Raw genomic sequence first — 25,379 nt, forward strand, 5'->3', positions numbered from 1 at the left:
GCTAGGCAGAATCCGCACCGTCCTAGGGGAGTAGTCTCCCGCGAGCGCCCTGCTCGCCCGGTACGCGTCAACATACTTGGCCCACAGGCCATGGCGCGTGCGACCCAGCGACCTGCACAGACAGGTCCGGGGTTTGACAAGACCTATGACACGCACACCTTACCCGGGGCGGGGAGGCTGTACGTGTCATAGCCGTGTCGACCCGCCCCCGTAGGAATCCTGATGCTGGAATCTCTGTTGGTCCCCACCGCAATCGTTGCCTTGGCTGAAATCGGCGACAAGACGCAATTGCTCGCACTCATCCTCGCCGCACGCTTCCGCAAGCCTTGGCCAATCATCGCCGGCATCATCGCCGCCACCCTGGCCAACCATGCGGCCGCCGGTGCAGTGGGTGCCTGGGTCGGCAGTTTCTTCACCGAGTCGGTGCTGCACTGGGTGCTTGCCGCAAGCTTCACCGCCACTGCGCTGTGGACCTTGGTACCCGACAAGATGGACGATGACGAGAACCCGGCACGCCGCTTCGGCCCGTTCCTGACCACGCTGATCGCCTTCTTCCTGGCCGAGATCGGTGACAAGACCCAGGTCGCCACGGTGATGCTGGCTGCCCAGTATCCGCACCTGATCCTGGTCATCCTCGGGACCACCTTGGGCATGCTGATTGCCAACGTGCCGGTGGTGCTGGCGGGTAACTTCGCCGCTGAGAAACTGCCACTGACGCTGATCCGTCGCCTGGCAGCTGCCGCGTTCTTCGTGCTGGCGATCGTGGCCGTGTACTCGGCGATGAAGACCAGCGGCTGGGTGGGATAAAAAAGTTGAAAGCAGCGGGCGCTTCGCGCCCTTTTCGCGACACAAGGCCGCCCCTACAGGTTATTGCATTCTCTTGTAGGAGCGGCCTTGTGTCGCGAAGGGCTGCAAAGCAGCCCCAGCGAGCTTACTTCTTGGCCGCTTCGTACAGCGGCATCACCTTCGGAATGGCTGCCTGCAACGAGGCAATCCGGCTGCTCGACGCCGGGTGAGTGCTCATGAACTCAGGCGGCGCACCTTCCGAAGCCTTGCTCATCTTGTTCCACAAGGTGATCGCGGCATTTGGGTCGTAGCCGGCACGCGCCGACAGCTCAAGGCCGATCAGGTCGGCCTCGTTCTCGTTGGCGCGGCTGTTGGGCAAGGTCATGGCGTAGTTCACCACGGTGTCGGCCATGGCCATGCTGTTCTGGCCAAGGCCAAACAATGCACCCGCGCCCTGGCGCGCCATCTCTACGCCATAGGCCTTGGACATCGCTTCGCGGCTGTGCTCGCGCAAGGCGTGGGCGATTTCGTGCCCGACCACAGCGGCAATTTCCGCATCGGTGAGCTTGAGCTGATCGATCAGCCCGGTGTATACGATGATCTTGCCGCCCGGCCCGCAGTTGGCATTGAGCTCGTCACTCTTGATGACGTTGACTTCCCAGTTCCATTGCGCGGCATCAGGGCGGAACTGCGGCGCCTGGGCGATCAGCCGGCTGGCGATGGCCTGCACGCGCTTGGCGTCAGCACTGGATTTGTCGAGCACGCCCTTGCTCGACGCCTCACCGAGGGTCTGCTGGTACGACTGGGCGTACATCTGGTTGACCTCATCGGTCGAAAGCATGCTGAACATGTATTGCTGACGCTGGACGCCGACAGCACCGCCACTGGTGGTATTCACCGCCTGGCAGCCAGCCAGCAGGATGCCAGCACTCAACAGGCTGACGACAAAAGACTTACGCATGAAAACACTCCCTTTTTACATGCGCCGTATCCTAGGCCGAGTCACCCGTACCCCGCCATAGCCGCAGGGAAGATTTTACCTAAGCCGGTGTAAGGCACTCCGGCGCGTCCAGTTTCGGGTCGTTGACGAAATTCGCCAGGGCCCGCTCACGCAGTGTCGCCGGCGGGCTGGCGAGCAGCTCATGCAGGCGCGCCAGCGGTGTGTCCGGGTCCAGCCAGGCGGCTTGGCCGGCCTCGTCGAGAATCAACGGCCGGCGCTGATTCATCGCGGCCTGGGTCACCACCGCGCAGCTCAGCCACACCTGGTCCTGCACCGGATAGGCTTCCCACACGGCGGCAAAATACAACGATGCGCCCTCCCCCGGCGTCAGCCAGTAAGGCCGCTTACGCACCGAACCGCGCCACTCGTAAAAACCGTTAGCCGGCATCAGGCAACGGCGCAGACGAAACGCTTCGCGGAACATCGGCTGCTCGACCAAGGTCTCGGCCCGGGCATGGGCGGGGGTGCGGGAAAGGTCGGTGAGCCAGGCCGGGGTCAGCCCCCAGCGCGCCTTGGCCAGTTGCTGCTGGCCATCGAGCTGGCGCTGGATCAGCACCGAGGCACCGGGCGCGATATTCCATTGGGCCGGCTGGCCGGCAGGGAAGCCCGGCAGGCTGGCCAGCGCCTGGGGCCAGCGAAACAGGGCGTAACGTCCACACATGGGCGATTTCAGAACCTAGCAGATCAAGGTACCGGGATGACTCTCCGGCTCGTCGCCGGCAAGCGGCTGGGCACCATTGTACGCATCGATCAGTTGCCGTGCGTACTCGGCCTGCTCGTCGGGCACCGCAAGCCCGAGCAGGCCCTGCAACGGCAATTCGCCGGCAGCACCCATCAGGTCGCGACCGGCCAGGTGCACTTGAATGCCCTCGCTGGCGAGCATGCCCAGCAACATTTCAGCTTCCAGCAGGTTTTCAGGTTCGTAGATCCGCCGCATCAGTCGTTCTCACCGTAGACATCCAGCATCCATTCGTCGCCATGAACCTGCAGCACAAAGCGGATAGGCTTGCAGCACACCTGGCAGTCCTCGATGTACTCCTGGTCCCCCCCGGACAGGTCCACTGTGGTTTCGACTTCCTCGCCACAATAAGGGCAATCGTAGAACGCTTGTTCGAGCATCGCGGCCTCCGAGGTGACTTGTGCGTATAATTGCCGGTCTGTTTACAGGGCTTGAGTGTGCCCGAGCCGTTTTTCGGGCCCCACCCCTTACCTTATTACCCTAGCCGTTTCCAACAAGAGAGCATGATGGGCGAATTCGATGCCATCCGACCGTACGACGACGCTGAGGTCCCTGCCGTTCTGGCACGCCTGCTCAGCGACCCGGCATTCCTCGATATCCTCACCCACTTCAAATTCCCACGTACCGCTGGTGCCCTCGGCTGGTTGCTCAAGCCGCTGATCGCCCGGCGCCTGCGCAAGGAATTCGCCGGCGTCACCTGCGTGTCGACCCTGCAGGACAAAGTCGAGTACTACGTCGACCAGACCATCGAACGTGCCACCGACGGCGTCACCTATTCTGGCGTCGAACAGCTCAAGTCGGGCACGGCCTATCTGTTCCTGGCCAACCACCGCGACATCGTCATGGACCCGGCCTTCGTCAACTACGCGGTGTACCACGCCGGCCTGCCGACACCCCGCATCGCCATCGGCGACAACCTGCTGCAGAAGCCGTTCGTCAGCGACATGATGCGCCTGAACAAGAGCTTCATCGTGCACCGCTCGATCAGTGGCCGCCGCGAAAAGCTCGCGGCCTACCAGTTGCTCTCGGCCTACATCAACCACTCGATCCGCAATGACGGCACGTCGATCTGGATCGCCCAGGCCGAAGGCCGCGCCAAGGACGGTGACGACCGTACCGATTCGGCGATCCTCAAGATGTTCCACATGAGCCGCAAGGATGAGCCGTTCGGCGCGGTGATCCAGAGCCTGAACCTGATCCCGGTGTCGATCAGCTACGAATACGACCCGTGCGACCAGGCCAAGGCCCGCGAGCTGTACATCCGCGCCACCACCGGCACCTACAAGAAAGCGCCGGGCGAGGACGACAACAGCATCGCCAAGGGCATCACTGGCTACAAGGGCCGGGTGCACATCAACTTCGCGCCACCGGTAACCGAGTACTACGAGGACACCAAGCAGCTGGCACAGGAAACCGACCGGCAGATCCTCGGCGGCTACCGCCTGTTCCCGGTGCATTACCTGGCCTATGGGATGTGGAGCGAGAAGGACGAGGCACTGCAGGTGCCGAGTGCCGAGCAGGTGTTCCCGGCTGAAGAACTGGCCAAGGCCAGGGAAGAATGGCAACGCCGCCTGGACGCCTGCCCTGAGGAACAGCGGCCGTATCTGGTGTTGCAGTATGCGACGCCGGTGCGCAACCAATATCAGGTCAAGCAGCAGGCGCCGGTTGCCTGACCGAATTTGGGGCTGCTTTGCAGCCCCAGGCATTTCAGATCCAGGTGCTGAACCAGGACAGCAGCAGGGCCATGGCCAGGCACGAAAACCCGAGGATGTAGTAGTAGCGCGGCACACGCTGGTCGAATGTATCCACTGGCCCCTCTTCCAACGCCAAACTTTCGCGGCTGATCGCCTCACGCCGCCGCGCATTCTGCAGCAGCAGCCCGCCTGGGCAGGTCAACAACAGCGCCAGCAGATTGATCAGCTTGGTCGGGTGGGCGGAAAGAAACCCCCAGAGCACTTGCAAGGACATCACGCAACCTCGGTCATAGCCACAGCGAAGCCCGGCATTCTACCGAAGTGCGACCAACCCGCCCGGTCTTGGCGACAAAGTGTCACTTAATTTCATCTGTCACGCTCTCGTCATCAGGGCAGGCCACTCTATCGGCCTTTTCCCGAACCGGAGCTTGTTGATGCTGCACGCCGAAAACCAGGACCGCCTCTATCTCGTGGCTCAAAGTGATGAGCAACAGGCGTTGATCGATGGTTTTGCCATCAATGTCCAGGACCGCCAGTGGCTGGTCTACTGCGCACTGGGTGGCCATGTGCACGAGGACCTGCCCGAGGTGGATGCCAGCACGGGTGTCAGCTTGCTGGACTTCCACATAGAAGCCGCCTAGTTCGGTACCGACAACAAAAAACCCGCTACCTGGCGCTCAGGTAGCGGGTTTTTCATTGCGGCGGAAGACTTATTCGCCCAGCACCTGACCGATGGTCGGGTCCTTGAACAGGCGGGTCAGCGCATCACTCAGTACATCACTTACCAGGGTGGTGTTGGTTTCCTGGTTCGGCGCCATGCCGAAGCGTTGGTCCAGCGAAGCACCGTAACGGCCGCTGTAACGGCGGTTGGCATTCGCCACATCGGCTCGGAAGGTGGCGCCGATGGTAGCTTCGGTCACGTACAGCTTGTCCTTCGGCGACTGGTACTTCAGCTCGGCCAGGGTCACGGTCAGTTGCGGTGCGTTGTAGGCGTTCGGCGTCGGGGTGAAGCCGAGCAGGCGCACGGCGGCTTCGGCCTGGGCCTGCAGCTTGGGCACGACATCATTGCCACTGACGCTGATGGTGCTGGTCTCGGGGTACATGCCACCGCGGGTGCCCAGGGACTGCGAAGCCCGCCCATCGACCACCTTGACCACCACCGGCTGGCCGTGGCCGACAGGAGCGAGCTGAGCCTTGAGCGTGGGTTGCGGGCTGAGTTGTTGCGGGCTGTGGGCACAACCGACCAGGCTGAGGCTGGCCACGGCGATCAAACCGAACAACAGACGTTGCAACATGCGCGTTTCTCCAGAAAATACGGCAAAGGCCCACAGTATACCCAGCCAGGCACAAACCAGTCATCGGTCCGGCCCGCTTGTCACAATCGTTTCATGGCCACGCCCTTATCCTTGCGCCAAGCCCCAACGCACAGGACGCACCGCCATGGCTTCGCTCTGGACACTGCTCGGCCAACGCCCGCGCCACAATGCCTATGCACGCCTCGACGCCGACGGCAAATGCCTGGCTTTCAAGCAGTGCAACCAGGCACCAAGCGGCAGCGGATGGGTGCGTATCAGTGAAATCCAGCTCGCCTGGCTGGGCCGTGAGCTGCCCGCCGAAGCCCGGGTTTGCGCTTCTGCAAGCCGCCGCTGGCACCAGCGCATCCTCGCGGCCTGACAAACGCTGCAATAAAAACCACGAATAACGACCTTTCTGCCCGCGACATCGTTATAATCTCCCCCCGATTATAAGGACGTCTCCTGATCGGGCCCCGCATTTGCCGATTGACCCCGGCACCTTCACCCGCTTCGCCCACAGAGAGCCTTCCACTCAGGTCTTGCATCGGCTGTCGTGCCTGCTTTTCCGGCCCTTCGCACTGCATGAACCTGCGGGTTGCCATCGCGCAGTCCCCTTTTGAGGTTCACGACTCCAAAAGAGCGTGAAAAAACGGTTTTCACTACTTCACAAGAGTGTGGCGAGCAAATGAACAGTCTGGCATGTGCAAAAGCGGCAGATGTGTCCCGAACAGCCCTGAACAGGCGGCTGAAGCGCTCATTTCGGATGAGTGCCTGAGGTCGTTCCATAGCGCACGCACGACACCTTGACCATAAGTCGAATTGCCGCACCCGTGGCAATCAGGGTTCAATATCGCAACCCAAAGACTGATTGGCGGTGTCCGCGGAAGTGGCAAGAACTGCGAAGAGTCGGACATGGCGATCCTGGCAACCCCAGTGGTCCTATGCTGTCAATTAGGTAGCTGTAGATTGTGGAGACGCGTTAAATGGCGCAGAACGAATCGGTTGATGTGGTACTGGTAGGCGCGGGCATCATGAGTGCCACCCTGGCCGTACTGCTCAAGGAGCTTGACCCGACCCTGAAGCTTGAGGTCGTCGAGGCAATGGACTCCGGAGCCGCGGAAAGCTCCAACCCCTGGAACAACGCAGGTACCGGCCACGCCGGCCTGTGCGAGCTGAACTACACGCCCCAGGCCGCCGATGGCAGCATCGACATCAAGAAGGCCGTGCACATCAACACCCAGTTCGAGGTCTCGCGCCAGTTCTGGGCTTACCTGAGCAAGAAGAGCACCTTCGGCTCGGCACGTGCTTTCATCAACCCGGTCCCGCACCTGAGCTATGTCGAAGGTGACAAGGGCGTGTCCTTCCTCAAGAAGCGCTTCGAGCTGCTCAAGCAGCACCACGCCTTCTCCGAGATGGAATACACCGAAGACAAGGCCGTGATGAACGAGTGGATGCCGCTGATGATGCCAGGCCGCCCAGCCGACCAGCGCATCGCTGCAACCCGCGTGGCCAAAGGCACCGACGTCAACTTCGGCGCTCTGACCAACAAGCTGCTCAAAGTGCTGGGCGACAGCGCCGACGCGCAGGTCAAGTACAGCAAGAAAGTCGTCGGCCTGCGCCGTAAAGGCAGCGGCTGGACCGTGAGCATCAAGGACGTCAACAGCGGCGGTGCCCGCGAAGTCGACGCCCGCTTCGTCTTCCTCGGCGCTGGCGGCGCCGCCCTGCCGCTGCTGCAACTGTCCGGCATCCCGGAAAGCAAAGGCTTCGGCGGCTTCCCGGTCAGCGGCCAGTGGCTGCGTTGCGACAACCCGGAAATCGTCAAGCAGCACCAGGCCAAGGTGTACAGCCAGGCTGCCGTCGGCGCACCGCCGATGTCGGTGCCGCACCTGGACACCCGCGTGGTGGACGGCAAGACTTCGCTGCTGTTCGGCCCCTACGCCGGCTTTACCACCAAGTTCCTCAAGCATGGCTCGCTGATGGACCTGCCGCTGTCGGTACGCATGGGCAACATTGGCCCGATGCTGGCTGTGGCCCGCGACAACATGGACCTGACCAAGTACCTGGTCAGCGAAGTGATGCAGTCGATGGAGCAGCGCCTGGAATCGCTGCGCCGCTTCTACCCACAAGCCAAAGCCGAAGACTGGCGTCTGGAAGTGGCCGGCCAGCGCGTGCAGATCATCAAGAAGGACCCGAAGAAAGGCGGCATCCTGCAGTTCGGTACCGAGCTGGTCTCGGCACAGGACGGCAGCCTGGCGGCACTGCTCGGCGCTTCGCCGGGTGCTTCGGTGACCGTGTCGATCATGCTTGAACTGATCGAGCGCTGCTTCCCCGAGCAGGCCAAAGGTGCCTGGGCTGCCAAGCTCAAGGAAATCTTCCCGGCTCGCGAGAAGGCCCTGGCCGCCGATGCCGCCCTGTACCGCAAGATCAGTGCCGACAACGATGCGGCGCTGGAACTGGTGGAAGATAGCCCGGCCAAGCATTACGCCTAAGCCGGCCTGAAACGAAAAAACGCCCCTCGGGGCGTTTTTTTGTGCCTGAAATCTCTATCAGCCTGTGCCGGCCCTTTAGCGGGTAAACCCGCCCCCACAGAGACTGCGCTGCTCTCGAGGGCGGCGCAATTGCTGTGGGAGCGGGTTCATCGAAGCGTCGAACCGCCGCGAAGAGGCCGGGACAAGCCTGCGGATCAGCCGCGGGCCTTGGCGATGATCTCGACGTATTCCGGAGCGTTGCGCTGGTCGGCGATCACTTCAACGAAAGTCTTGCCGTGCTCGTCCTTGCCATCCAGGTCCAGGCCGGCTTCGACGAAGAAGCCTACGAAGCGCTCGAAGTCATCGACACGCAGGCCGCGGTAGCCTTTGATCAGCTTGTGGTGCGAAGGCGAGGTCACGCCATCGGCCGGCTCAAACTGTAGGAACGACTTGATGTAGTCGTCGCTGATTTCGTCACCAATCACCTGCTTCTTGTCTTTGCGCATTGCCGGCTCCAACTGACCATCATGGAATTTCGAAGGCCGGCAGTGTACCCCCCACAGGCGGCACGCCTCAACGCGAACGTACGGTGCCGGTGTGCAGGTCGGCCCAGATATGGCCGTTGGCGTAGGTCAGGAACTGCACATAGACCGTCTCGTTACGCAGCAGGTCCATGATCACCCGATAATCGCTGACCGGGTAATTCAGGCTCAAGGTTCGGGTCTTGTCGTCGTACACCGGTTTCTTCAGGCTTTTGCCAGCCTCCCCGTCGAAGTTGAGCAGCACCTGGCCGATTGTCGCGCCCTTGCTCAGCGGCTTGCCTTTGAGGCGCATCTGCAGCGAAGCGGTGATCGGGATCGGTTGCTGGTCAGACTGGCGCTGGGCCCCTACAACCACCGAGTAGTCGGTGACTTGCAGCAGTTGCTGGCCGGTCGGTGCTTCCTGGCGCAGGGACTGGTCATCGGGCGGGAGGAACTGGCTGTGCAGCGGTGCGGCGGCGATGGGCAAGCTCACCGCCAGCAGCAGGGGAAGAATCGCACGCATGTGAGGCTCCTTGGCATGAAGGAGCACTCTAGCACGCTGGCAACAGCAGATCTCAAGCGAACTGCGCGAGCATCCAGGCCTGGTATTCAGCCACGCCGGCCTCACCCTCACGTGGCGCCCATGGCGCATGCTCACCCTCGGCCAACTGGCGGTATGGGCCGGCCTTGCACTCGAACATGATGGTGTCGGGCTCGAGTGCCACCAGGCCATGGTAGACGCCAGGCGGCAGGTCTACACCCATGCACTCGCCTCCGGCTTCAAGAATGCGTGTACTGACCAGCGCGCCCTGCTCATCGAACAGCAAGAGGCCGATGCGGCCTTTGAGCGCGAGTAAGGTTTCGGCCTTGTCGTCACTCAGGTGCCGGTGCGGGGCGATGTAGGTCGATGGCTGCAGGCCGATCGCCAGGCGATGGCAAGGGTCTTCCATCTCATGGAAGTTGTGATGGTGCCGCAGACGTGGAGCATCGGCGGCTTTTTGCGCCAGCCCGGTAAACAATGCTTGATCGATAAATGCAGGCTGACTCATGGTTACTATCCTTACAGTCCCTTGACCGCGAAAATGCCGTTAGCGTTACGCCAGTAGCCTTTATAGTCCATTCCGTAACCGAAGATATAGCGATCGATGCATGGCAGGCCGGCATAGCTGGCCTTCAGGCCCGGGCTGGCCTTGCGGTCGTGGTCTTTGTCGATCAGTACGGCGGTGTGTACCGCGCGCGCACCGGCATGCTTGCAGAACTCGATGATGGCGCTAAGGGTGTGGCCCTCGTCCAGGATGTCATCGACGATCAGCACGTCACGGTCGATGAACGACACTTCCGGCTTGGCCTTCCAGAACAACTCGCCACCACTGGTCTGGTTGCGGTAACGGGTTGCATGGATGTACGAGACCTCCAGCGGGAACTGCAGGTGGGTCAGCAGTTTGCCGGCGAAGATCAGGCCGCCGTTCATCACGCAGAACACCACGGGGTTGGTATCGTGCAGATCCTTGCAGATCTGCTCGCCGACCTTGGCGATGGCCGCTTCGACTTCAGCTTCGTTGTAAAGGCAGTCTGCCTCGCGCATGACGTGACGGATGTGCTCGAGATCGGCGGACATGGCGCTCTCCAGGGGGGGCATTTTGGAAAAGCGGGCAAAGGTACGCATCCGCTCGTCACAGATCAAGCATTTATGGACTAACGTGCAAAAGGACTACACGACAGCAATGGCTGAATAGATTAATCTAGCGCGGTTTTTTTGCCCGCCTTTCGGAGCCCCCCATGCCTACTCGTGAGATCCGCCATCCGCTGATCCGCCACAAGCTCGGCCTCATGCGCCGTGCCGATATCAGCACCAAGAATTTTCGCGAACTCGCCCAGGAAGTCGGCGCGCTACTGACCTACGAAGCTACCCAGGACCTGCCCCTCGAAACCTACGAGATCGACGGCTGGTGCGGCAAGGTGCAAGTTGAAAAGATCGCCGGCAAGAAGATCACCGTGGTACCGATCCTGCGCGCCGGCATCGGCATGCTCGATGGCGTGCTCAGCCTGATCCCGGGCGCCAAGGTCAGCGCCGTCGGTGTTGCCCGCAACGAGGAGACCCTCGAAGCGCACACCTACCTGGAAAAGCTCGCGCCGGACATCAACCAGCGCCTGGCCCTGATCATCGACCCGATGCTCGCCACCGGCGGCTCGATGGTCGCCACCATCGACCTGCTGAAGAAGGCCGGTTGCAAGGAGATCCGCGCCATGGTGCTGGTCGCCGCGCCAGAAGGCATCGACGTGGTGGAAAAAGCCCACCCGGATGTACAGATCTACACCGCCTCGATCGACCAGCGCCTGAACGAGCATGGTTACATCGTCCCAGGCCTGGGCGATGCCGGTGACAAGATCTTCGGCACCAAGCAGAAGGACGCCTGACCATGCAGGACGGCTTCAACGACCCGCTCTGGCGCCAGGTCGTCTCGGGCGCGCAGATGCTCTTCGTGGCATTCGGCGCGCTGGTGCTGATGCCGCTGATCACCGGCCTCGACCCGAACGTGGCCCTGTTCACCGCCGGTATCGGCACCCTGCTGTTCCAGCTGGTCACCGGCCGTCAGGTACCGGTATTCCTGGCTTCGAGCTTTGCCTTCATCACCCCGATCATCCTCGCCAAGGGCCAGTTCGGCCTGGCCGAGACCATGGGCGGCGTGATGGCTGCAGGTTTCGTGTACACCTTCATGGGCCTGATGGTGAAGATCAAGGGCACCGGCTTCATCGACCGCATGCTGCCACCCGTGGTGATCGGCCCGGTGATCATTTCCATCGGCCTGGCCATGGCGCCGATCGCTGCCAACATGGCGATGGGCAAGGCCGGTGACGGCAGTGTGCTGCTGCCGTACAAGACGGCAATGCTGATCTCCATGCCAGCGCTGTTGACCACACTGATCGTGGCCGTGTTCGGCAAGGGCATCTTCCGCCTGGTACCGATCATTGCCGGCGTGCTGGTGGGCTTTGCCCTGTCGTTCGCCTTTGGCGTGGTCGACACCGTCAAGATCGCCGCCGCACCGTGGCTGGAAATCCCCAACTTCACCGCACCAGCCTTCAACTGGCAGGCCATCCTGTTCATCGTTCCGGTCGCCCTGGCGCCGGCGATCGAGCACATTGGCGGGGTGATTGCAGTCGGCAGCGTAACCGGTCGCGACTACCTGAAGAAGCCCGGCCTGCACCGTACCCTGCTGGGTGACGGCCTGGCCACCACCGCAGCTGGCCTGTTCGGTGGCCCGCCAAACACCACTTACGCCGAAGTGACCGGCGCGGTGATGCTGACCAAGAACTACAACCCGAAGATCATGACCTGGGCGGCGGTATTCGCCATCACCCTGGCCTTCATCGGCAAGTTCGGCGCGCTGCTGCAGAGCATCCCGGTACCGGTGATGGGGGGCATTCTGTGCCTGCTGTTCGGTTCGATCGCGGCGGTGGGCATGAATACCATGATCCGCCACAAGGTCGACCTGGCCGAAGCGCGCAACCTGGTGATCGTTTCTGTCACCCTGGTGTTTGGTATCGGCGGCGTGTTGGTCGGCAGTGGCGACGGCCCGGACGACTGGGGCCTGAAGGGTATTGCCCTGTGCGCCATCGTGGCGATCGCGCTGAACCTGATCCTGCCCGGCAATGATGCCTGGAAGCACAAGAAGCTGGATGATCAGCAGCACTGACCCGGCATTGGCCTGATCCGGCCCCTTCGCGGGTAAACCCGCTCCCACAGATTCCCCACTGCCCCAAGGCATGTGACCTATCTGTGGGAGCGGGTTTACCCGCGAAGAGGCCGGTACTGATTAACTAAAAATCAGACCTTCTCGCACATCCCCGCCAACACCTTCACCCACTCCGGGTGGTCATTCAGGCACGGCACCAGCACCAACTCCTTGCCGCCCGCCTCGATAAACTGCTCGCTGCCACGCATGCCAATCTCTTCCAGCGTCTCGATGCAGTCGGCAACGAACGCCGGGCACATCACCAGCAACTTCTTCACGCCGGCCTTGGCCAGCTCATCCAGGCGCGTCTCGGTGTAAGGCTCGATCCATTTGGCCCGCCCCAACCGCGACTGGAACGACACCGACCATTTGCCATCGGGGATGCCCATCTTCGTCGCAAAGGCCTTGGCCGTCGCCAGACACTGCCCGCGGTAGCACACCGCTCGCATCTCGGCGCTGGCGTCCTTGCAGCAGTCTGCCGCCTGGAAATCATGCTTGCCGGTGGGGTCGAGCTTCTTCAGATGGCGCTCTGGCAAGCCATGGAAGCTCAGCAGCAGGTGGTCGTAATCCTGCTGCAGATAGGGCCTGGCACTGGCCACCAGGGCTTCGACGTACGCTGGGTGGTCGTAGAACGGTTGCAGCACCCGCAGTTGCAGCGGCAAGTGGCGCTCGGCAACGCTCTGCTGCGCCAGCGCCACCACGGTGGTCACCGTGCTGTCGGCAAACTGTGGATAAAGTGGCGCCAGGGTCACCTTGCGCACACCTTGTGCCGCCAGGCGCGCCAGCACCTCGGGCAGCGCCGGCTCACCGTAGCGCATGGCAACTTCCACCGGCCCGTGCGGCCAGTGCTCGACCATCGCCGCCTGCAGGCGGCGGGTCAGCACTACCAGCGGCGAGCCTTCATCCCACCAGATCGAAGCATACGCATGCGCCGACTGCTCCGGGCGCTTGACCAGGATCAGCGACACCAGCAGCCGACGCACCGGCCAGGGCAGGTCGATCACGTAGGGGTCCATGAGGAACTGGTTGAGGTAGCGGCGCACATCGGCCACCGAGGTGGAGGCCGGGGAGCCCAGGTTGACCAGCAACAGAGCGTGATCGGTCATGCAGCGTCCTATGTCAGAGGCGGCTGGACAAGTTGCCCAGCGCCGATTGCAGATCGTTGAAGCGGAAGGTGAAGCCTGCCGCCAGCAAACGCACCGGGCGCGCCCGCTGGCCGCCAAGCAGCAAGGTCGACAGCTCGCCCAGGCCAGCCTTGAGCAGCAAGCCGGGCATCGGCATGAACGCTGGCCGATGCAGCGCACGCCCCAGCGCCTTGGCGAAATCGCGGTTGCGTACCGGTTCTGGCGCGCAGGCATTATAAGGACCGCTGGCATCCTTGTGCTGCAAGAGGAAATCTATCAGAGCGATCTGGTCGTCGATATGCACCCACGGCATCCACTGCCGGCCATCACCCAACGGCCCGCCAAGCCCCAGCTTGAACGGCAGGCGCAGGCGCGACAAAAAGCCGCCGTCACTGGCCAGCACGAGCCCGGTGCGCACCAGCACCACGCGAATGCCAAGCTGTTGTGCGCGCTGGGCGGTTTCTTCCCAGGCGATGCACAACTGGCTGGCGAAGTCTTCGCGAACCGGCGGCGAGGCCTCGGTCAATTCCCGCTCGCCGCCATCGCCATACCAGCCCACGGCGGAACCGGAAATCAGCACCTCGGGGCGCTGTTCACGGCTGCCCAGCCAGGCCAGCAGCTGTTCGGTAAGGGTGATACGACTGGCCCATAACAGATTGCGCCGCGAGCCCGACCACGGCCGATCGGCGATCGGCGCACCTGCCAGATTGACCACCGCATCCACCTGCTCATCGGCGCCCAGATCCTCCAGCCGGCCTATGCCACGCACCCCGCTGCCACACAATCGCGGCACCTGGTCAGGGCGCCGGCTCCACACGGTGAGGCGATGGCCCTTGCCGAGCCAGTATTGGCAAAGGTGCTGGCCGATCAACCCGGTACCACCTGTCAGCAATATATGCATGGCTGTGTCCTCGCAGCGTGCGGCCATGGTCTATTTTTAAGAACAAGGCACTTTTCCAGACCCATCGCTCTCGGATAAACATAGGCCAACATGGCTATGAAGCGGAATAACCTTATACAAAGTTTTTGCATTGTACAGGTTTGCCAGACAGCGTAGTCTGCCTACAGCAAGGTTCGAAGAGGCCATCATGACAGTACCTATTGCCATCATCGGTGCCGGTATCGCCGGCCTTTCCGCCGCCCAGGCCCTGCAAAAGGCCGGGCAGTCCGTTCACTTGTTCGACAAAGGCCACGGCAGTGGCGGGCGCATGGCCAGCAAGCGCAGCGAAGCCGGCGCGCTCGACCTTGGCGCGCAGTACTTCACCGCCCGTGACCGACGCTTCGTCGAGCAGGTGCAGCAGTGGGTAGCCGCTGGCTGGGCCGAGCAATGGAAGCCGCAGCTGTACAACTACCGCGATGGCGAACTCACCCCCTCCCCCGATGAACAGACGCGCTGGGTTGGCGTGCCTCGCATGAGCGCCATCACCCGCGGCCTGCTCAAGGACGTCACGGTCAACTTTGGCTGCCGTATCGCCGAGGTGTTCCGCGGCAAGCAATTCTGGCACCTGCAAGACACTGAAGGGTGCAGCCATGGCCCATTCAGCCGCGTGGTGATCGCCGTGCCCGCGCCCCAGGCCACCCAGCTGCTGGCGGCCACGCCCAAGCTCGCGGCAGTGGCGGCCGGTGTGCAGATGGAGCCTACCTGGGCAGTCGCCCTGGCATTCCAGACAGCGCTGGATACGCCGATGCAAGGCTGCTTCGTGCAGGACAGCGCGCTCGACTGGCTGGCCCGCAACCGCAGCAAGCCCGGCCGTGAAGAGCACCTCGACACCTGGGTGCTGCACGCCACGTCCGACTGGAGCAAGCAGCACATCGACCTGGCCAAGGAAGAAGTCATCGAACAACTGTGGGGGGAATTCGCCGAGCTGGTCGGCTGTGTCGTTCCGGCACCCAGTTTCGCCCTGGCCCATCGCTGGCTGTACGCAAGGCCGGCCGGCAATCACGAATGGGGCGCACTGGCCGATGCAGACCAAGGGCTGTATGCCTGCGGCGACTGGTGCCTGTCAGGCCGCGTCGAAGGTGCCTGGCTCAGCGGCCAGGAAGCTGCGCGACGGCTGCTGGAACATCTCGAATAACATCGGTTGGCAACGCTATACAGAAATACTAGTTGCATAACTTTCTGGCTGTGCTGGAATAAACTTGTACGCGCTTTCTTCCATGTACAAGTTTTCCGGAGACAGCCATGCACGAAACCGCCCCCGCGCATAAGCCCCGTATCGCTATCAGCGCCTGCCTGACCGGCCACAATGTGCGCTACAACGGCGGGCACAAAGCTTCCGATCTGTGCCGTGAGCAGCTGCAAGCGCACTTCGAATGGCTGCCAGTGTGCCCCGAGGTCGCAATTGGTCTGGGTATACCACGCGAGCCTATTCGCCTGGTCGGCGACCCCGAGCGGCCAACCGTGGTTGGCACGCGCAACCCGGGCACGGACCTGACCGGCCCCCTGCGCAACTACGCCGAACAGATGGCCGATGAGCTCGATGACATCTGTGGCTACATCTTCATGCAGAAGTCCCCCTCCTGCGGCCTGGAACGGGTCAAGGTCTATCAGGACAACGGCCACCCCGCGCCGCAAGGCGGCACGGGGGCGTATGCCGCAGCCTTCTGTGCCCGTCGCCCGGATCTGCCGGTGGAGGAGGAAGGTCGCCTGCATGACCCGGTGCTGCGCGAGAACTTCATCAGCCGCGTCTATGCGTACGCCGACTGGCAGCAATTGCTGGTGCAAGGTTTGAGCCGAGGCGCGCTGGTACACTTCCATTCACGCTACAAGTACCTGCTGATGGCCAACAACCCCCAGGCCTATCGCCAGCTCGGCCGCCTGCTGGGCAGCATGAGCCGCGAAGATGACCCCGAACAGATCGGGCCACGCTATTTCACCCAGCTGATGCAGGCCCTGCGCCGCTGCGCCAGCCGTGGCACCCACTGCAATGTGCTGCAGCACCTGAGCGGCTACTTCAAAGACTCGCTGACACAGCAGGACAAGGCCGAACTGCAGCACATCATTGGACAGTACCAGCAAGGCGAGGTACCGCTGGTGGTGCCGCTGACCTTGCTCAAGCATCACCTGCGCAAGCATCCGGATCCTTACCTGCAGCAACAGACCTACCTGCAACCGCACCCTGCCAGCCTAGGCTTGCGCAATGCTGTCTGAAGCACTCCTGCCGATCGGCGAACTGGCCCGGCGCACTGGGGTAAACCCTGTCACCTTGCGTGCCTGGGAGCGGCGGTATGGCCTGCTTAAACCACAACGTACCGCCAAAGGGCACCGCCTGTACGGGCAAGACCAGCTCGTGCGCGTGCAGGCGATTCTTGCCTGGCTTGAACGCGGCGCTTCAGTCGGCCAGGTTCGCGAACTGCTCGACCAGCCGCCAGAGCGGGCACCGATGGGCGACTGGCAACCGCGTCAACAGCAGCTGATAGAGGCCATCGCCAACCTTTCCCAGCGCGCCCTCGACCAGCAGCTTAACCAGGTCATGGCCTTGTACCCCGCCGTCACCTTGTGTGAACAACTGCTGCTGCCCTTGCTGCAATCCCTCGCCGCGCGCTGGCGCAACCACTTCAACGCACGCCTTGAGCAAGTGTTTTTCCACACCTGGCTGCGCAGCAAGCTCGGGGCCAGGGTGTATCACGACAATCAATCGTTACAAGGGCCGGCCGTGCTGCTGTGCGAAGACAGTGAGCGCCCGTTCGACCCAAGCCTGTGGCTGTGCGCCTGGCTGCTGAGCAGCAACGGCATCCCAGTCGAGGTTCTTGAGCAACCGGTGGCCAGCGCGCAGCTGCAACGTGCCGTGACCGCCCTGCAACCGCGGGCCGTGCTGCTGCACCTTGGACCACGTATCGATGCCAGTGCCTTGCAGCGTACCTTGCAGGGTATTGCCGGGACCAAGCTGCTGGGCGGCGCCACCATCGCCCTGCACCAGGCGCAGCTGCACGCTTTGGACCTATCCGACCTTTTCCTGTTCGATACCCCGCAGGCGGCATTGCGTGTGCTGCAAGGCAATGACCGCCGGCCTGTATAGACGAGTACCCCATGCAACTGATCTGGCTGCGCAGCGACCTGCGCATTGATGACAACTCCGCCCTCAGCGTCGCCTGCGAACGCGGCCCGACTGTGGCCTTGTGGCTGGCCAGCCCCGGCCAATGGCAGGCCCACGACGACGCCGCCTGCAAGGTCGATTTCTGGTTACGCAACCTGCGCCAGCTGCGCCAGTCGCTGGACACGCTGAACATCCCGCTGCTGGTGCGCAAGATCGATACCTGGGACCAGGCACCGGCCACCCTGCTCGAAGTCTGCCGCCAGCACAACATCGACGCGGTGCACTGGAACGACGAATACGGTATCAACGAAGAGCGTCGCGATGCCGCCACGCGCAAGCTGCTGGAAGACTCCGGTGTCCGCGCCCACAGCTACCTTGACCAGTTGTTCTTCCGCCCGGGCACCATCTTGACCCGCAGCGGCGACTACTTCCAGGTTTTCAGCCAGTTCAAGAGAGTCTGCCTTGAACACCTGCACCGCAGCCTGCCGTCACTGGCCAGGCGCGTGAAACCCCAGCAGCCACTGGATATCACCAGCGACCCGATCCCGCAGCATATCGATGGCTTCGACAAGCCTGCCCGCGCCCTGAGCGATCACTGGCCGGCCGGTGAACGCGAAGCACAGGTGCGGCTGGGCCGTTTTCTCGATGAAACGGTCGAGGACTACGAGCACCTGCGCGACCTCCCGGCCAAGCCCGGCACCAGCCAGCTATCTGCCTACCTGGCCGCAGGCGTGATCTCGCCCCGGCAATGCCTGCATGCTGCCCTCGCCCGCAACCGCGGTGAGTTCGACAGCGGCAGCAGCGGCATTCAGACGTGGATCAACGAACTGCTGTGGCGTGAATTCTACAAACACATCCTGACGGGTTATCCACAGGTCTCCCGACATCGGGCTTTCCGCGCACAGACCGAAGCTCTGCCGTGGCGCAATGCGCCAGACGACTTCAAGGCCTGGCAGGAGGGCCGCACTGGCTTCCCGATCATCGATGCGGCCATGCGCCAACTGCTGCACACCGGCTGGATGCACAACCGGCTGCGCATGATCGTCGCCATGTTCCTCAGCAAGAACCTGCTGATCGACTGGCGGCTGGGCGAACGCCATTTCATGCGTCACCTGATAGACGGCGACTTGGCGGCCAACAACGGTGGCTGGCAGTGGAGCGCCTCGACGGGCACCGACGCAGTACCCTATTTCCGTATCTTCAACCCGGTTTCGCAGTCGCAGCGTTTCGACCCCGAGGGCCGGTTTATTCGCCACTGGCTGCCGGAGTTACGGGGTCTGGATGAAAAATCTATCCATCAACCGTTAAAGCACACTAATCTCTTTGCCGATAATCAGTATCACAGTCCAATTGTCGATCTCACCAGCAGTCGCCACCGTGCGCTGGAGGCATTCAAGAGCCTTCCACGCCGATAGGCTTAGAGGGCAGTAGCTTGAATCACTCGCGTCGTTTCTGGGTTACGGGGGCCAGCAATGGACTGGGTTTGGCCCTGGTGGAGCGCTTGCTCAATCAAGGACATCGGGTTGCAGCAAGTGGCAGGGAAAGCGAGGCGTTCGAAGCATTGGCAGTGCGCCATGGTAGTCGGCTGTTGAGCCTGCCTTGGCAATTGAATGAAAAAGGAAAAGCCACCAGCGCGGCAGAGCAGATATGCCATGCCTGGTGCTCGCTGGACGTGTTGATCATCAACGCCGGGACCAGTGACTACCTGGCCGATGGTGTCGCGGACAGCGAGTTGTTCGAGGCCATCGTCCATGGCAACCAACTGGCCGCCGAGCACTGCCTGGCCAATGCTCAACCGTTGCTGGCGCAGGGGCATGAGCCGCAGGTCATGGCGATCCTCAACCGTTATTCGGCCTTACAGCTTTACTCACCGACGCACGTGTCGGCAGGTTGGAACACTGTGCCGCAGTGGTTGCGCGAGCAGCGCAAGGTACTGAAAGACCAGGGGATTGACCTGACCGTGGTGGCGCCGCATTCGCTGAAGACGCCGGTGACTTCCGTACATGCCGTTCCCGATGCCTGGACGCCGCAAAGCGCGGCAGATGAACTGCTGGAGCGACTGGCGTTGCGCGAACCAGAGTTGGTGCTGGAGGTGCTGGATATCAGCAGTTTGTGGCCCCTGCCGCGCTAAATGACAGTCAGGCCATGCCCTGTGACAGGGCATGGCCTGGATATTCAGAGCGCCATGCGGTAATGCAGGCTGTAGCTCTCGACACCATCGTTGGGTTCTTTGATGCCTGCATTGGAGTAGTGGATCGCTCTCACGCCGACTTCATGCCCCCCGGCAAAACGCAAGCCGAAACCAATTCGGTCCTCGAACTGGAACGATGAGCCCAGCTCATTGCTTTCAAGTTCGGTACTGGAAAATGCCGCCACGCCAATGCCCGCCTCGATATACGGTTTCACCGACTGGCCAGAAAATTCATAGACGAACACGGGTGCAAAAGACAGGCTGTGATTGCTCGCTGTCTCGTCGCCATCCCAGTAGGTATAGGCCCCGTCCCAGTATCCGGTCAGCCGGCCAACACTACTCTGCCACCAGCTCGAATCCCAGTTCGACTGAAGCCCCAGCCGATAGACCATGGTGGAGTCGCCGGTCTGGCCTACCGAAAAAGAAACATCGGCCGCTTGCGCAGCCATCACTTGCCCCAGAGTAACTGCGGCAGCCGCCGCCAAACCGAGCAGTTTCTTCATGAGAAACATCCTTCTTTCCATACTGTTGTTAGTACTCACGTGCCATCAGGCATGCGGTAGAAATCGGCAGCAGCAAGATAGTTCAGCTTCTATTCACGTTTTTTTCACAACGCGAAAGGTTGCACACTGTCAGAGCTTTGCCACAGCACAGGCAGGATTTGCTTCAACGCCAGCGGGTCGCCGCTGCTCCAGAAGCTTGCTTCGCGAGCCGGCCCGTCGGCCAGCAGCTCGCGCGCAGCCAGCAGGCGTTGCAACTGGCGCGCCACGGCTGCACCGGTATCGATGATGGCCACCTTGGCGGGCACCATCTCGGCCAGCAGTGGGCGCAGGAAGGGGTAATGGGTGCAACCGAGGATCAGCGTGTCGCAGCCGGCGGCCAGCAGCGGCTGCACATAACCCAGCAGTAACTGGCGCAACTGCGGGCTCCCAAGGTCACCGGTTTCGATCAGCTCGACCAGCCCCGGGCAGGGCTGGGTGACCACTTGCACATCATTGGCGAAGCGGTCGAGCAAGGCGGCAAACTTGGCGCTCTGCAAGGTGCCCGTGGTGGCCAGCACACCTACAACGCCCGAGCGGGTGGCAGCAGCAGCAGGCTTGACTGCCGGCTCCATGCCAACCAGTGGCCAGTCGGGGTACAACTCGCGCAGGTCGGCGACTGCAGCCACGGTCGCGGTGTTGCAGGCCAGGACCATCGCCTTGGCACCTTGTGCCTGGAAGAACTCGGCTATGCGCCGGCAGCGCTGGCGGATGTAGTCTGGGGACTTCTCGCCATAGGGCACATGGCCACAATCGGCCACGTAAAGCAGCGACTCGTTGGGCAGCAGGCGCTGGATCTCGGCGAGCACCGACAAGCCGCCGACCCCCGAGTCCATCACGCCGACCGGCGCCCAGCGCTCAGCCATCGCGCTTGCCGCACACGGCGCAGGCCGGGTCACGCTTGACCCGCAGCTCACGCAGGCGCGTGCCAAGGGCATCGATCAACAGCAGGCGGCCAACCAGTGGCTCGCCAAAGCCTGCCAGCAGCTTCATCGCCTCCAGTGCCTGCAAGCTGCCAACCAGGCCTACCAGCGGGCCGATCACGCCGGCTTCGCTGCAGGTCAGTTCGTCTTCGCTGCCGTGGCCGTACAGGCAGTGGTAGCAAGGGCTGTTGTCACGGCGCGGGTCGAATACCGACAGCTGGCCTTCCAGGCGAATTGCCGCGCCGCTCACCAGCGGTTTGCCAGCCGCGAAGCAGGCCGCATTGACCGCCTCGCGCGTACCGAAGTTGTCGGAGCAGTCCAGCACCAGGTCGACCGCTGCCACGGCGGCGGCCAGGGAGTCTTCATCCAGTGCGTGGCGGTGGGCGACCAGGGTGATCTCAGGGTTGATCGCCTGCAGCCGCTGCAGCGCCGAATCGACCTTGCTCATGCCGACGCTGTCGCTGTCGTGGATGACCTGGCGTTGCAGGTTGGTCAGGTCGACGGTGTCGAAGTCGGCCAGGTGCAGTTCCCCCACACCAGCGGCCGCCAGGTACAACGCCACCGGCGAGCCAAGGCCACCAAGGCCGACGATCAATGCCTTGCTGTGCTTGAGCCGCAGCTGGCCGTCGATGTCCACCTGGGCCAGCAGGATCTGCCGGCTGTAACGCAACAGTTCCTGATCGGTCAGCATGGCAGGCGCCCCAGTGAAATACGCTCATGGCCACCCAGGTCCTTGCGGCTGGCCACCTCGGTGAAGCCTTGTGCGCTCAGCAGGGCACGCACATCGGCGGCCTGATCGTAACCGTGTTCGAGCAGCAACCAGCCCCCCGGCAGCAGATGCTGCGGCGCCTGGGCGACGATCACCCGCAGGTCATCCAGGCCATCGGTACCGGCCACCAGCGCGCTGCTGGGCTCGAAACGCACGTCACCTTCGACCAGGTGCGGGTCTTCGGCGCGGATGTACGGCGGGTTGCTGAGAATCAGGTCGAAGCGCTGCCCGGCCAGGCTGTCAAACCAGTGGCTGGCAAGCACCTGAACGTTATCCAGGCCCAGGCGCTGGCGATTGCGCTCGGCCAGGGCCACGGCTTCCTCGACGCGGTCCACGGCCGTCACTTGCCAGGCCGGGCAATCGCTGGCCAGGGCCAGGGCAATGGCGCCGGTACCAGTACCCAGGTCGAGGACCTTGGCGGGCGATGCGGGCTGCAACTGCAGGGCCGTTTCGACCAGCAACTCGGTATCCGGGCGCGGGATAAGCGTATGAGGCGCCACTTCCAGGTCGAGCTTCCAGAAGCCCTGCTGCCCCAGAATGTAGGCCACCGGTTCACCGCCACGGCGACGCTGCAGGTAGCCGGCGTAGGTTTCGGCATCCTCGCTGCTGACAATGCGCTCGGGCCAGGTGTGCAGGAAGCTGCGCGACTTGCCGATGGCGGCAGCCAGCAGCAGTTCGGCGTCCAGGCGCTCGCTGGGCGAATCGGGTAGCTGCGCGTTGCGCAAGAGGCTGGCAATGATGGTCATCAGTCCCCCAGGGCAGCCAGTTGGTCGGCCTGGTATTCGGCCAGCAACGGTTCGATCACGGCCTCCACGCCACCGGCGAGGATGTCGTCGAGGGAGTACAGGGTCAGGTTGATGCGGTGGTCGGTCACCCGCCCCTGTGGATAATTGTAGGTACGAATGCGTTCGGAGCGGTCACCGGAGCCGACCAGCAGCTTGCGCTCACTGGCGATGGCGTTCTGCGCGGCGCTGGTCTGCATGTCGTTGAGCTTGGCCGACAACCAGGACATGGCGCGGGCGCGGTTCTTGTGCTGCGAACGCTCTTCCTGGCACTCGACCACGATGCCGGTGGGCAAGTGGGTGATGCGGATCGCCGAGTCGGTCTTGTTCACGTGCTGGCCGCCGGCGCCCGAGGCGCGGTAGGTATCGACGCGCAGGTCTGCCGGGTTGATCTCGATGGCCGCTTGCTCGTCGGGCTCGGGCAGCACGGCCACGGTGCAGGCCGAGGTGTGGATACGGCCCTGGGATTCGGTTTCCGGCACCCGTTGAACACGGTGCGCGCCGGACTCGAACTTGAGCTTGCCGTACACATTGTCGCCTTCGACTCGGGCAATGATCTCTTTGTAGCCGCCGTGCTCGCCCTCGTTCTCGGACAGGATCTCCAGGCGCCAGCCACGCTTTTCGGCATAGCGCGAGTACATGCGGAACAGGTCGCCAGAGAAGATCGCCGCCTCGTCGCCGCCAGTGCCGGCGCGGATCTCGAGGAACACGTTGCGGCCATCGTTCGGGTCCTTGGGCAGCAGCATGCGCTGAAGGTTGGACTCCAGCTCGACCAGCTGTTCCTTGGCTTCGCGCACTTCCTCCACGGCCATCTCACGCAGGTCGGGGTCGGCGTCCTTGAGCAGCGCCTGGGCGCCTTCGAGGTCGTCCTGCACCTTGCGCCATTCTTTATAGGCGGCGTACACCGGCTCGACTTCGGCATATTCGCGAGAATAGGCGCGGAAGCGGGTCTGGTCGGATATGACTTCGGCGTCACCAAGCAGCGCGGTGAGTTCCTCGAAGCGGTCCTGGAGAATCTCCAGTTTGTTCAGCAGCGACGCTTTCATTGCGGGGATTTGTCCGTCGAGCCCTCATTGAGGGCAAAGAGTTCCTGGGCCATGGCCAGCGCATCGAGGCGGCCCTCGGCCGAGAGCTTTTTCAGCTGCACGCTGGGCGCATGCAGGAGTTTGTTGGTCAGCCCCCGGGCCAGTTGCGCCAGTACATCCTCGGGGTTGCCGCCATTGGCCAGCAGACGCTGGGCCTTTTGCAGTTCTTCGTCACGCAGGCGCTCGCTTCGCTGGCGGTAAGCGCGCAACACATCGACAGCGGCCAGTTCGCGCAGGCGCAGCATGAAGTCTTCGGCGCCCACCGAAACCAGATCCTCGGCGGCCTGGGCCGCGCCCTGGCGGCTCTTGAGGTTTTCCGCGACCACTTCGTGCAGGTCATCGACGGTGTACAGGTAGACGTCGTCGAGTTCGCCAACTTGCGGCTCGATGTCGCGCGGCACGGCGATGTCGACCATGAAGATCGGTTTGTGCCGGCGCTGCTTCAGCGCGCTTTCCACCGCGCCCTTGCCAAGGATCGGCAGCTGGCTGGCGGTGGAACTGATGACGATATCGCTGTTGGCCAGTTCCTGCGGAATGTCGGCCAGCAGCACGGCATGGGCACCAAACTGCTCGGCAAGAATGCTCGCCCGTTCCAGGGTGCGGTTGGCCACGACGATGCGGCGCACGCCTTGCTCATGCAGGTGGCGGGCGACCAGAGTGATGGTTTCACCGGCACCGATCAGCAGGGCCTGGCTGCGGCCCAGGTCGGTGAAGATCTGCTTGGCCAGGCTGACTGCGGCGAATGCCACGGACACCGGGTTTTCGCCGATCGCGGTGTCGGTACGCACCTGCTTGGCAGCACTGAAGGTGGCCTGGAACAGGCGCCCCAGCAGCGGGCCGATGGTACCGGCCTCACGCGCCACCGCGTAGGCGGACTTCATCTGGCCGAGGATCTGCGGTTCGCCGAGCACCAGCGAGTCGAGCCCGGAGGCTACCCGCATCATGTGCTTCACCGCATCGTGCTCTTCGTGGATGTAGGCGCTGGCGCGCAACTCATCCAGGCTCAGCCGGTGATATTCGGCCAGCCATTGCAGCACGGCGTCGGCGGACAGGTGGTCCTGCTCTATGTAAAGCTCGCTACGGTTGCAGGTCGACAGGATCGCCGCCTCACGGCTGGCGGTCAGTCGGCAGAGCTGCTGCAGGGCGTCGACCAGCTGCTCTGGGGTAAACGCCACGCGCTCGCGTACGTCTACCGAGGCAGTCTTATGGTTGATACCAAGTGCAAGAAAGGCCATGCAAGGTCGCTGGTTGTGACGGGAAGCCGATAATTGTCCTCTTTCGCAGGTTTTAGAACAACCACCGTTCGCTATTGTCGTGATAGGCCGGGCCGACCCGGCCCCGGGGAGCCCCGGTCCACGGCCGAGGCAAGCACGAAACCTGTGGGAGCGGGCTTGCCCGCGAAGAGGCCAGCGCAGGTTAAACCAATTTCTCGTGAGTCCCCCTCCCTCACCAGTCTGCTCGCCCCAAGCGATTGCACTGCTGGCACGTAATATTTCCTACAAAAACACCTTTCAATGAAATCTTTCGACAATATTCACAGCGGAGTTATCCACAATCTTGTAGTCCATTTCCCAAATACTGCCCTTTCTATTGCCTTCCCAGATATCGGTGCCTAGCCTTGCCAATCACTGACCGGACCAAGTTACCCGTCAGCATTTTACACCCTGAATAGATTGCCAAGGAGAGGTAAGC

30 protein-coding genes and 1 riboswitch are annotated in these 25,379 nt (G+C 62.6%); of the genes, 12 read left to right on the top strand and 18 right to left on the bottom strand.

Features of this window, described 5'->3' with window-relative positions:
* Positions 1 to 13 precede the first annotated feature (13 nt).
* Positions 14 to 134: riboswitch (yybP-ykoY riboswitch) on the top strand.
* 91 nt (positions 135 to 225) lie between these two features.
* Positions 226 to 807: a TMEM165/GDT1 family protein gene (locus APH27_RS08250; RefSeq protein WP_177326694.1), complete on the top strand. Its 582-nt coding sequence runs from the start codon at positions 226 to 228 to the stop codon at positions 805 to 807.
* 124 nt (positions 808 to 931) lie between these two features.
* Here APH27_RS08250 and APH27_RS08255 read toward each other — a convergent pair whose 3' ends face one another.
* From APH27_RS08255 to APH27_RS08270, 4 genes are all read right to left on the bottom strand, one after another.
* Positions 932 to 1,747, bottom strand: a complete 816-nt coding sequence (locus APH27_RS08255; RefSeq protein WP_027918332.1) for a M48 family metallopeptidase — start codon at positions 1,745 to 1,747, stop codon at positions 932 to 934.
* Between the two features lie 79 nt (positions 1,748 to 1,826).
* Positions 1,827 to 2,447, bottom strand: coding sequence for an SOS response-associated peptidase (locus APH27_RS08260; protein ID WP_060484529.1), 621 nt, complete (start codon positions 2,445 to 2,447; stop codon positions 1,827 to 1,829).
* A gap of 15 nt (positions 2,448 to 2,462) precedes the next feature.
* Positions 2,463 to 2,723 carry a putative signal transducing protein gene (locus tag APH27_RS08265; protein WP_027918330.1) on the bottom strand — a complete coding sequence of 87 codons (261 nt, stop codon included), beginning with the start codon at positions 2,721 to 2,723 and terminating at the stop codon, positions 2,463 to 2,465.
* On the bottom strand, positions 2,723 to 2,905 hold the full coding sequence (locus tag APH27_RS08270) for a CPXCG motif-containing cysteine-rich protein (RefSeq protein ID WP_027918329.1): 183 nt from the start codon (positions 2,903 to 2,905) through the stop codon (positions 2,723 to 2,725). The genes APH27_RS08265 and APH27_RS08270 overlap by 1 nt, the downstream gene beginning before the upstream one ends.
* A gap of 123 nt (positions 2,906 to 3,028) precedes the next feature.
* Here APH27_RS08270 and APH27_RS08275 point away from each other — a divergent pair, with 123 nt between their 5' ends.
* Complete coding sequence (locus APH27_RS08275; protein ID WP_082435058.1) at positions 3,029 to 4,198, top strand: 1-acyl-sn-glycerol-3-phosphate acyltransferase; 1,170 nt, start codon at positions 3,029 to 3,031, stop codon at positions 4,196 to 4,198.
* A gap of 34 nt (positions 4,199 to 4,232) precedes the next feature.
* On the opposite strand, the gene APH27_RS08280 is transcribed toward APH27_RS08275, so the two are convergent.
* Positions 4,233 to 4,493 carry a hypothetical protein gene (locus tag APH27_RS08280; protein WP_027918327.1) on the bottom strand — a complete coding sequence of 87 codons (261 nt, stop codon included), beginning with the start codon at positions 4,491 to 4,493 and terminating at the stop codon, positions 4,233 to 4,235.
* Positions 4,494 to 4,653: 160 nt separating this feature from the next.
* Here APH27_RS08280 and APH27_RS08285 point away from each other — a divergent pair, with 160 nt between their 5' ends.
* Complete coding sequence (locus APH27_RS08285) at positions 4,654 to 4,860, top strand: hypothetical protein (RefSeq protein WP_060484531.1); 207 nt, start codon at positions 4,654 to 4,656, stop codon at positions 4,858 to 4,860.
* A 69-nt stretch (positions 4,861 to 4,929) separates the two neighbouring features.
* Here the strand turns inward: APH27_RS08285 and APH27_RS08290 are convergent, their stop codons facing one another.
* Positions 4,930 to 5,514, bottom strand: coding sequence for a YajG family lipoprotein (locus APH27_RS08290; RefSeq protein ID WP_027918325.1), 585 nt, complete (start codon positions 5,512 to 5,514; stop codon positions 4,930 to 4,932).
* A gap of 145 nt (positions 5,515 to 5,659) precedes the next feature.
* Here APH27_RS08290 and APH27_RS08295 point away from each other — a divergent pair, with 145 nt between their 5' ends.
* Complete coding sequence (locus APH27_RS08295; RefSeq protein ID WP_060484532.1) at positions 5,660 to 5,893, top strand: hypothetical protein; 234 nt, start codon at positions 5,660 to 5,662, stop codon at positions 5,891 to 5,893.
* Between the two features lie 604 nt (positions 5,894 to 6,497).
* Positions 6,498 to 8,003 carry a malate dehydrogenase (quinone) gene (mqo, locus tag APH27_RS08300; protein WP_027918323.1) on the top strand — a complete coding sequence of 502 codons (1,506 nt, stop codon included), beginning with the start codon at positions 6,498 to 6,500 and terminating at the stop codon, positions 8,001 to 8,003.
* Between the two features lie 194 nt (positions 8,004 to 8,197).
* On the opposite strand, the gene APH27_RS08305 is transcribed toward mqo, so the two are convergent.
* The 4 genes from APH27_RS08305 to APH27_RS08320 all read right to left on the bottom strand — a co-directional run bounded on the left by APH27_RS08305 (position 8,198) and on the right by APH27_RS08320 (position 10,121).
* Positions 8,198 to 8,488 carry a PA4642 family protein gene (locus tag APH27_RS08305; RefSeq protein ID WP_027918322.1) on the bottom strand — a complete coding sequence of 97 codons (291 nt, stop codon included), beginning with the start codon at positions 8,486 to 8,488 and terminating at the stop codon, positions 8,198 to 8,200.
* Between the two features lie 67 nt (positions 8,489 to 8,555).
* Positions 8,556 to 9,026 (bottom strand): hypothetical protein, encoded by a 471-nt coding sequence (locus APH27_RS08310; RefSeq protein ID WP_027918321.1) that lies wholly within the window; start codon positions 9,024 to 9,026, stop codon positions 8,556 to 8,558.
* Between the two features lie 52 nt (positions 9,027 to 9,078).
* A complete protein-coding gene (locus tag APH27_RS08315) occupies positions 9,079 to 9,552 on the bottom strand; it encodes a WbuC family cupin fold metalloprotein (RefSeq protein WP_060484533.1) in 474 nt (157 codons plus the stop codon).
* A gap of 11 nt (positions 9,553 to 9,563) precedes the next feature.
* On the bottom strand, positions 9,564 to 10,121 hold the full coding sequence (locus APH27_RS08320) for a hypoxanthine-guanine phosphoribosyltransferase (RefSeq protein ID WP_027918319.1): 558 nt from the start codon (positions 10,119 to 10,121) through the stop codon (positions 9,564 to 9,566).
* A gap of 161 nt (positions 10,122 to 10,282) precedes the next feature.
* Here APH27_RS08320 and upp point away from each other — a divergent pair, with 161 nt between their 5' ends.
* Both upp and APH27_RS08330 read left to right on the top strand, forming a co-directional pair.
* On the top strand, positions 10,283 to 10,921 hold the full coding sequence (upp, locus tag APH27_RS08325) for a uracil phosphoribosyltransferase (RefSeq protein ID WP_012316249.1): 639 nt from the start codon (positions 10,283 to 10,285) through the stop codon (positions 10,919 to 10,921).
* A gap of 2 nt (positions 10,922 to 10,923) precedes the next feature.
* Positions 10,924 to 12,198, top strand: coding sequence for a uracil-xanthine permease family protein (locus APH27_RS08330; protein ID WP_027918318.1), 1,275 nt, complete (start codon positions 10,924 to 10,926; stop codon positions 12,196 to 12,198).
* A 131-nt stretch (positions 12,199 to 12,329) separates the two neighbouring features.
* Here the strand turns inward: APH27_RS08330 and hemH are convergent, their stop codons facing one another.
* Positions 12,330 to 13,343 (bottom strand): ferrochelatase, encoded by a 1,014-nt coding sequence (gene hemH, locus APH27_RS08335; protein WP_060484534.1) that lies wholly within the window; start codon positions 13,341 to 13,343, stop codon positions 12,330 to 12,332.
* A gap of 13 nt (positions 13,344 to 13,356) precedes the next feature.
* A complete protein-coding gene (locus APH27_RS08340; RefSeq protein WP_060484564.1) occupies positions 13,357 to 14,262 on the bottom strand; it encodes a TIGR01777 family oxidoreductase in 906 nt (301 codons plus the stop codon).
* A 187-nt stretch (positions 14,263 to 14,449) separates the two neighbouring features.
* Here APH27_RS08340 and APH27_RS08345 point away from each other — a divergent pair, with 187 nt between their 5' ends.
* The 5 genes from APH27_RS08345 (at position 14,450) to APH27_RS08365 (ending at position 19,529) form a co-directional block, all read left to right on the top strand.
* Positions 14,450 to 15,436 carry an NAD(P)/FAD-dependent oxidoreductase gene (locus APH27_RS08345; protein ID WP_027918315.1) on the top strand — a complete coding sequence of 329 codons (987 nt, stop codon included), beginning with the start codon at positions 14,450 to 14,452 and terminating at the stop codon, positions 15,434 to 15,436.
* 107 nt (positions 15,437 to 15,543) lie between these two features.
* Positions 15,544 to 16,512, top strand: a complete 969-nt coding sequence (locus APH27_RS08350) for a DUF523 and DUF1722 domain-containing protein (protein ID WP_060484535.1) — start codon at positions 15,544 to 15,546, stop codon at positions 16,510 to 16,512.
* Complete coding sequence (locus APH27_RS08355; RefSeq protein WP_060484536.1) at positions 16,502 to 17,380, top strand: MerR family transcriptional regulator; 879 nt, start codon at positions 16,502 to 16,504, stop codon at positions 17,378 to 17,380. The genes APH27_RS08350 and APH27_RS08355 overlap by 11 nt, the downstream gene beginning before the upstream one ends.
* A gap of 11 nt (positions 17,381 to 17,391) precedes the next feature.
* Positions 17,392 to 18,813 carry a deoxyribodipyrimidine photo-lyase gene (gene phrB, locus APH27_RS08360; RefSeq protein ID WP_060484537.1) on the top strand — a complete coding sequence of 474 codons (1,422 nt, stop codon included), beginning with the start codon at positions 17,392 to 17,394 and terminating at the stop codon, positions 18,811 to 18,813.
* A 17-nt stretch (positions 18,814 to 18,830) separates the two neighbouring features.
* Positions 18,831 to 19,529 carry an SDR family oxidoreductase gene (locus APH27_RS08365; protein ID WP_082435060.1) on the top strand — a complete coding sequence of 233 codons (699 nt, stop codon included), beginning with the start codon at positions 18,831 to 18,833 and terminating at the stop codon, positions 19,527 to 19,529.
* A gap of 44 nt (positions 19,530 to 19,573) precedes the next feature.
* Here the strand turns inward: APH27_RS08365 and APH27_RS08370 are convergent, their stop codons facing one another.
* From APH27_RS08370 to hemA, 6 genes are all read right to left on the bottom strand, one after another.
* Entirely contained in the window at positions 19,574 to 20,092 is a 519-nt protein-coding gene (locus tag APH27_RS08370; protein WP_027918310.1) for an acyloxyacyl hydrolase, read from the bottom strand.
* A gap of 104 nt (positions 20,093 to 20,196) precedes the next feature.
* Positions 20,197 to 20,994 (bottom strand): glutamate racemase, encoded by a 798-nt coding sequence (gene murI / locus APH27_RS08375; RefSeq protein WP_060484538.1) that lies wholly within the window; start codon positions 20,992 to 20,994, stop codon positions 20,197 to 20,199.
* Positions 20,987 to 21,742 carry a molybdopterin-synthase adenylyltransferase MoeB gene (locus APH27_RS08380; protein WP_027918308.1) on the bottom strand — a complete coding sequence of 252 codons (756 nt, stop codon included), beginning with the start codon at positions 21,740 to 21,742 and terminating at the stop codon, positions 20,987 to 20,989. Before APH27_RS08380 ends, murI begins: the two co-directional genes overlap by 8 nt.
* Positions 21,736 to 22,566, bottom strand: coding sequence for a peptide chain release factor N(5)-glutamine methyltransferase (gene prmC, locus APH27_RS08385; protein WP_027918307.1), 831 nt, complete (start codon positions 22,564 to 22,566; stop codon positions 21,736 to 21,738). Before prmC ends, APH27_RS08380 begins: the two co-directional genes overlap by 7 nt.
* The gene (gene prfA / locus APH27_RS08390; RefSeq protein ID WP_027918306.1) at positions 22,566 to 23,648 is read right to left on the bottom strand and encodes a peptide chain release factor 1; all 1,083 of its coding nucleotides are present in this window, start codon (positions 23,646 to 23,648) and stop codon (positions 22,566 to 22,568) included. Before prfA ends, prmC begins: the two co-directional genes overlap by 1 nt.
* Positions 23,645 to 24,922, bottom strand: a complete 1,278-nt coding sequence (hemA, locus tag APH27_RS08395; RefSeq protein ID WP_027918305.1) for a glutamyl-tRNA reductase — start codon at positions 24,920 to 24,922, stop codon at positions 23,645 to 23,647. The genes prfA and hemA overlap by 4 nt, the downstream gene beginning before the upstream one ends.
* Positions 24,923 to 25,379 lie beyond the last annotated feature (457 nt).

This window comes from Pseudomonas sp. NBRC 111123 (assembly GCF_001320205.1).
Lineage (GTDB): Bacteria > Pseudomonadota > Gammaproteobacteria > Pseudomonadales > Pseudomonadaceae > Aquipseudomonas > Aquipseudomonas putida_J.

Bases quoted from the DNA above. Each gene is read 5' to 3' on its own strand.
- APH27_RS08255 (WP_027918332.1), bottom strand. From the start codon at position 1,747: ATGCGTAAGTCTTTTGTCGTCAGCCTGTTGAGTGCTGGCATCCTGCTG.
- APH27_RS08260 (WP_060484529.1), bottom strand. From the start codon at position 2,447: ATGTGTGGACGTTACGCCCTGTTTCGCTGGCCCCAGGCGCTGGCCAGC.
- APH27_RS08265 (WP_027918330.1), bottom strand. From the start codon at position 2,723: ATGCGGCGGATCTACGAACCTGAAAACCTGCTGGAAGCTGAAATGTTG.
- APH27_RS08270 (WP_027918329.1), bottom strand. From the start codon at position 2,905: ATGCTCGAACAAGCGTTCTACGATTGCCCTTATTGTGGCGAGGAAGTC.
- APH27_RS08275 (WP_082435058.1), top strand. From the start codon at position 3,029: ATGATGGGCGAATTCGATGCCATCCGACCGTACGACGACGCTGAGGTC.
- APH27_RS08280 (WP_027918327.1), bottom strand. From the start codon at position 4,493: ATGTCCTTGCAAGTGCTCTGGGGGTTTCTTTCCGCCCACCCGACCAAG.
- APH27_RS08285 (WP_060484531.1), top strand. From the start codon at position 4,654: ATGCTGCACGCCGAAAACCAGGACCGCCTCTATCTCGTGGCTCAAAGT.
- APH27_RS08290 (WP_027918325.1), bottom strand. From the start codon at position 5,514: ATGTTGCAACGTCTGTTGTTCGGTTTGATCGCCGTGGCCAGCCTCAGC.
- APH27_RS08295 (WP_060484532.1), top strand. From the start codon at position 5,660: ATGGCTTCGCTCTGGACACTGCTCGGCCAACGCCCGCGCCACAATGCC.
- mqo (WP_027918323.1), top strand. From the start codon at position 6,498: ATGGCGCAGAACGAATCGGTTGATGTGGTACTGGTAGGCGCGGGCATC.
- APH27_RS08305 (WP_027918322.1), bottom strand. From the start codon at position 8,488: ATGCGCAAAGACAAGAAGCAGGTGATTGGTGACGAAATCAGCGACGAC.
- APH27_RS08310 (WP_027918321.1), bottom strand. From the start codon at position 9,026: ATGCGTGCGATTCTTCCCCTGCTGCTGGCGGTGAGCTTGCCCATCGCC.
- APH27_RS08315 (WP_060484533.1), bottom strand. From the start codon at position 9,552: ATGAGTCAGCCTGCATTTATCGATCAAGCATTGTTTACCGGGCTGGCG.
- APH27_RS08320 (WP_027918319.1), bottom strand. From the start codon at position 10,121: ATGTCCGCCGATCTCGAGCACATCCGTCACGTCATGCGCGAGGCAGAC.
- upp (WP_012316249.1), top strand. From the start codon at position 10,283: ATGCCTACTCGTGAGATCCGCCATCCGCTGATCCGCCACAAGCTCGGC.
- APH27_RS08330 (WP_027918318.1), top strand. From the start codon at position 10,924: ATGCAGGACGGCTTCAACGACCCGCTCTGGCGCCAGGTCGTCTCGGGC.
- hemH (WP_060484534.1), bottom strand. From the start codon at position 13,343: ATGACCGATCACGCTCTGTTGCTGGTCAACCTGGGCTCCCCGGCCTCC.
- APH27_RS08340 (WP_060484564.1), bottom strand. From the start codon at position 14,262: ATGCATATATTGCTGACAGGTGGTACCGGGTTGATCGGCCAGCACCTT.
- APH27_RS08345 (WP_027918315.1), top strand. From the start codon at position 14,450: ATGACAGTACCTATTGCCATCATCGGTGCCGGTATCGCCGGCCTTTCC.
- APH27_RS08350 (WP_060484535.1), top strand. From the start codon at position 15,544: ATGCACGAAACCGCCCCCGCGCATAAGCCCCGTATCGCTATCAGCGCC.
- APH27_RS08355 (WP_060484536.1), top strand. From the start codon at position 16,502: ATGCTGTCTGAAGCACTCCTGCCGATCGGCGAACTGGCCCGGCGCACT.
- phrB (WP_060484537.1), top strand. From the start codon at position 17,392: ATGCAACTGATCTGGCTGCGCAGCGACCTGCGCATTGATGACAACTCC.
- APH27_RS08370 (WP_027918310.1), bottom strand. From the start codon at position 20,092: ATGAAGAAACTGCTCGGTTTGGCGGCGGCTGCCGCAGTTACTCTGGGG.
- murI (WP_060484538.1), bottom strand. From the start codon at position 20,994: ATGGCTGAGCGCTGGGCGCCGGTCGGCGTGATGGACTCGGGGGTCGGC.
- APH27_RS08380 (WP_027918308.1), bottom strand. From the start codon at position 21,742: ATGCTGACCGATCAGGAACTGTTGCGTTACAGCCGGCAGATCCTGCTG.
- prmC (WP_027918307.1), bottom strand. From the start codon at position 22,566: ATGACCATCATTGCCAGCCTCTTGCGCAACGCGCAGCTACCCGATTCG.
- prfA (WP_027918306.1), bottom strand. From the start codon at position 23,648: ATGAAAGCGTCGCTGCTGAACAAACTGGAGATTCTCCAGGACCGCTTC.
- hemA (WP_027918305.1), bottom strand. From the start codon at position 24,922: ATGGCCTTTCTTGCACTTGGTATCAACCATAAGACTGCCTCGGTAGAC.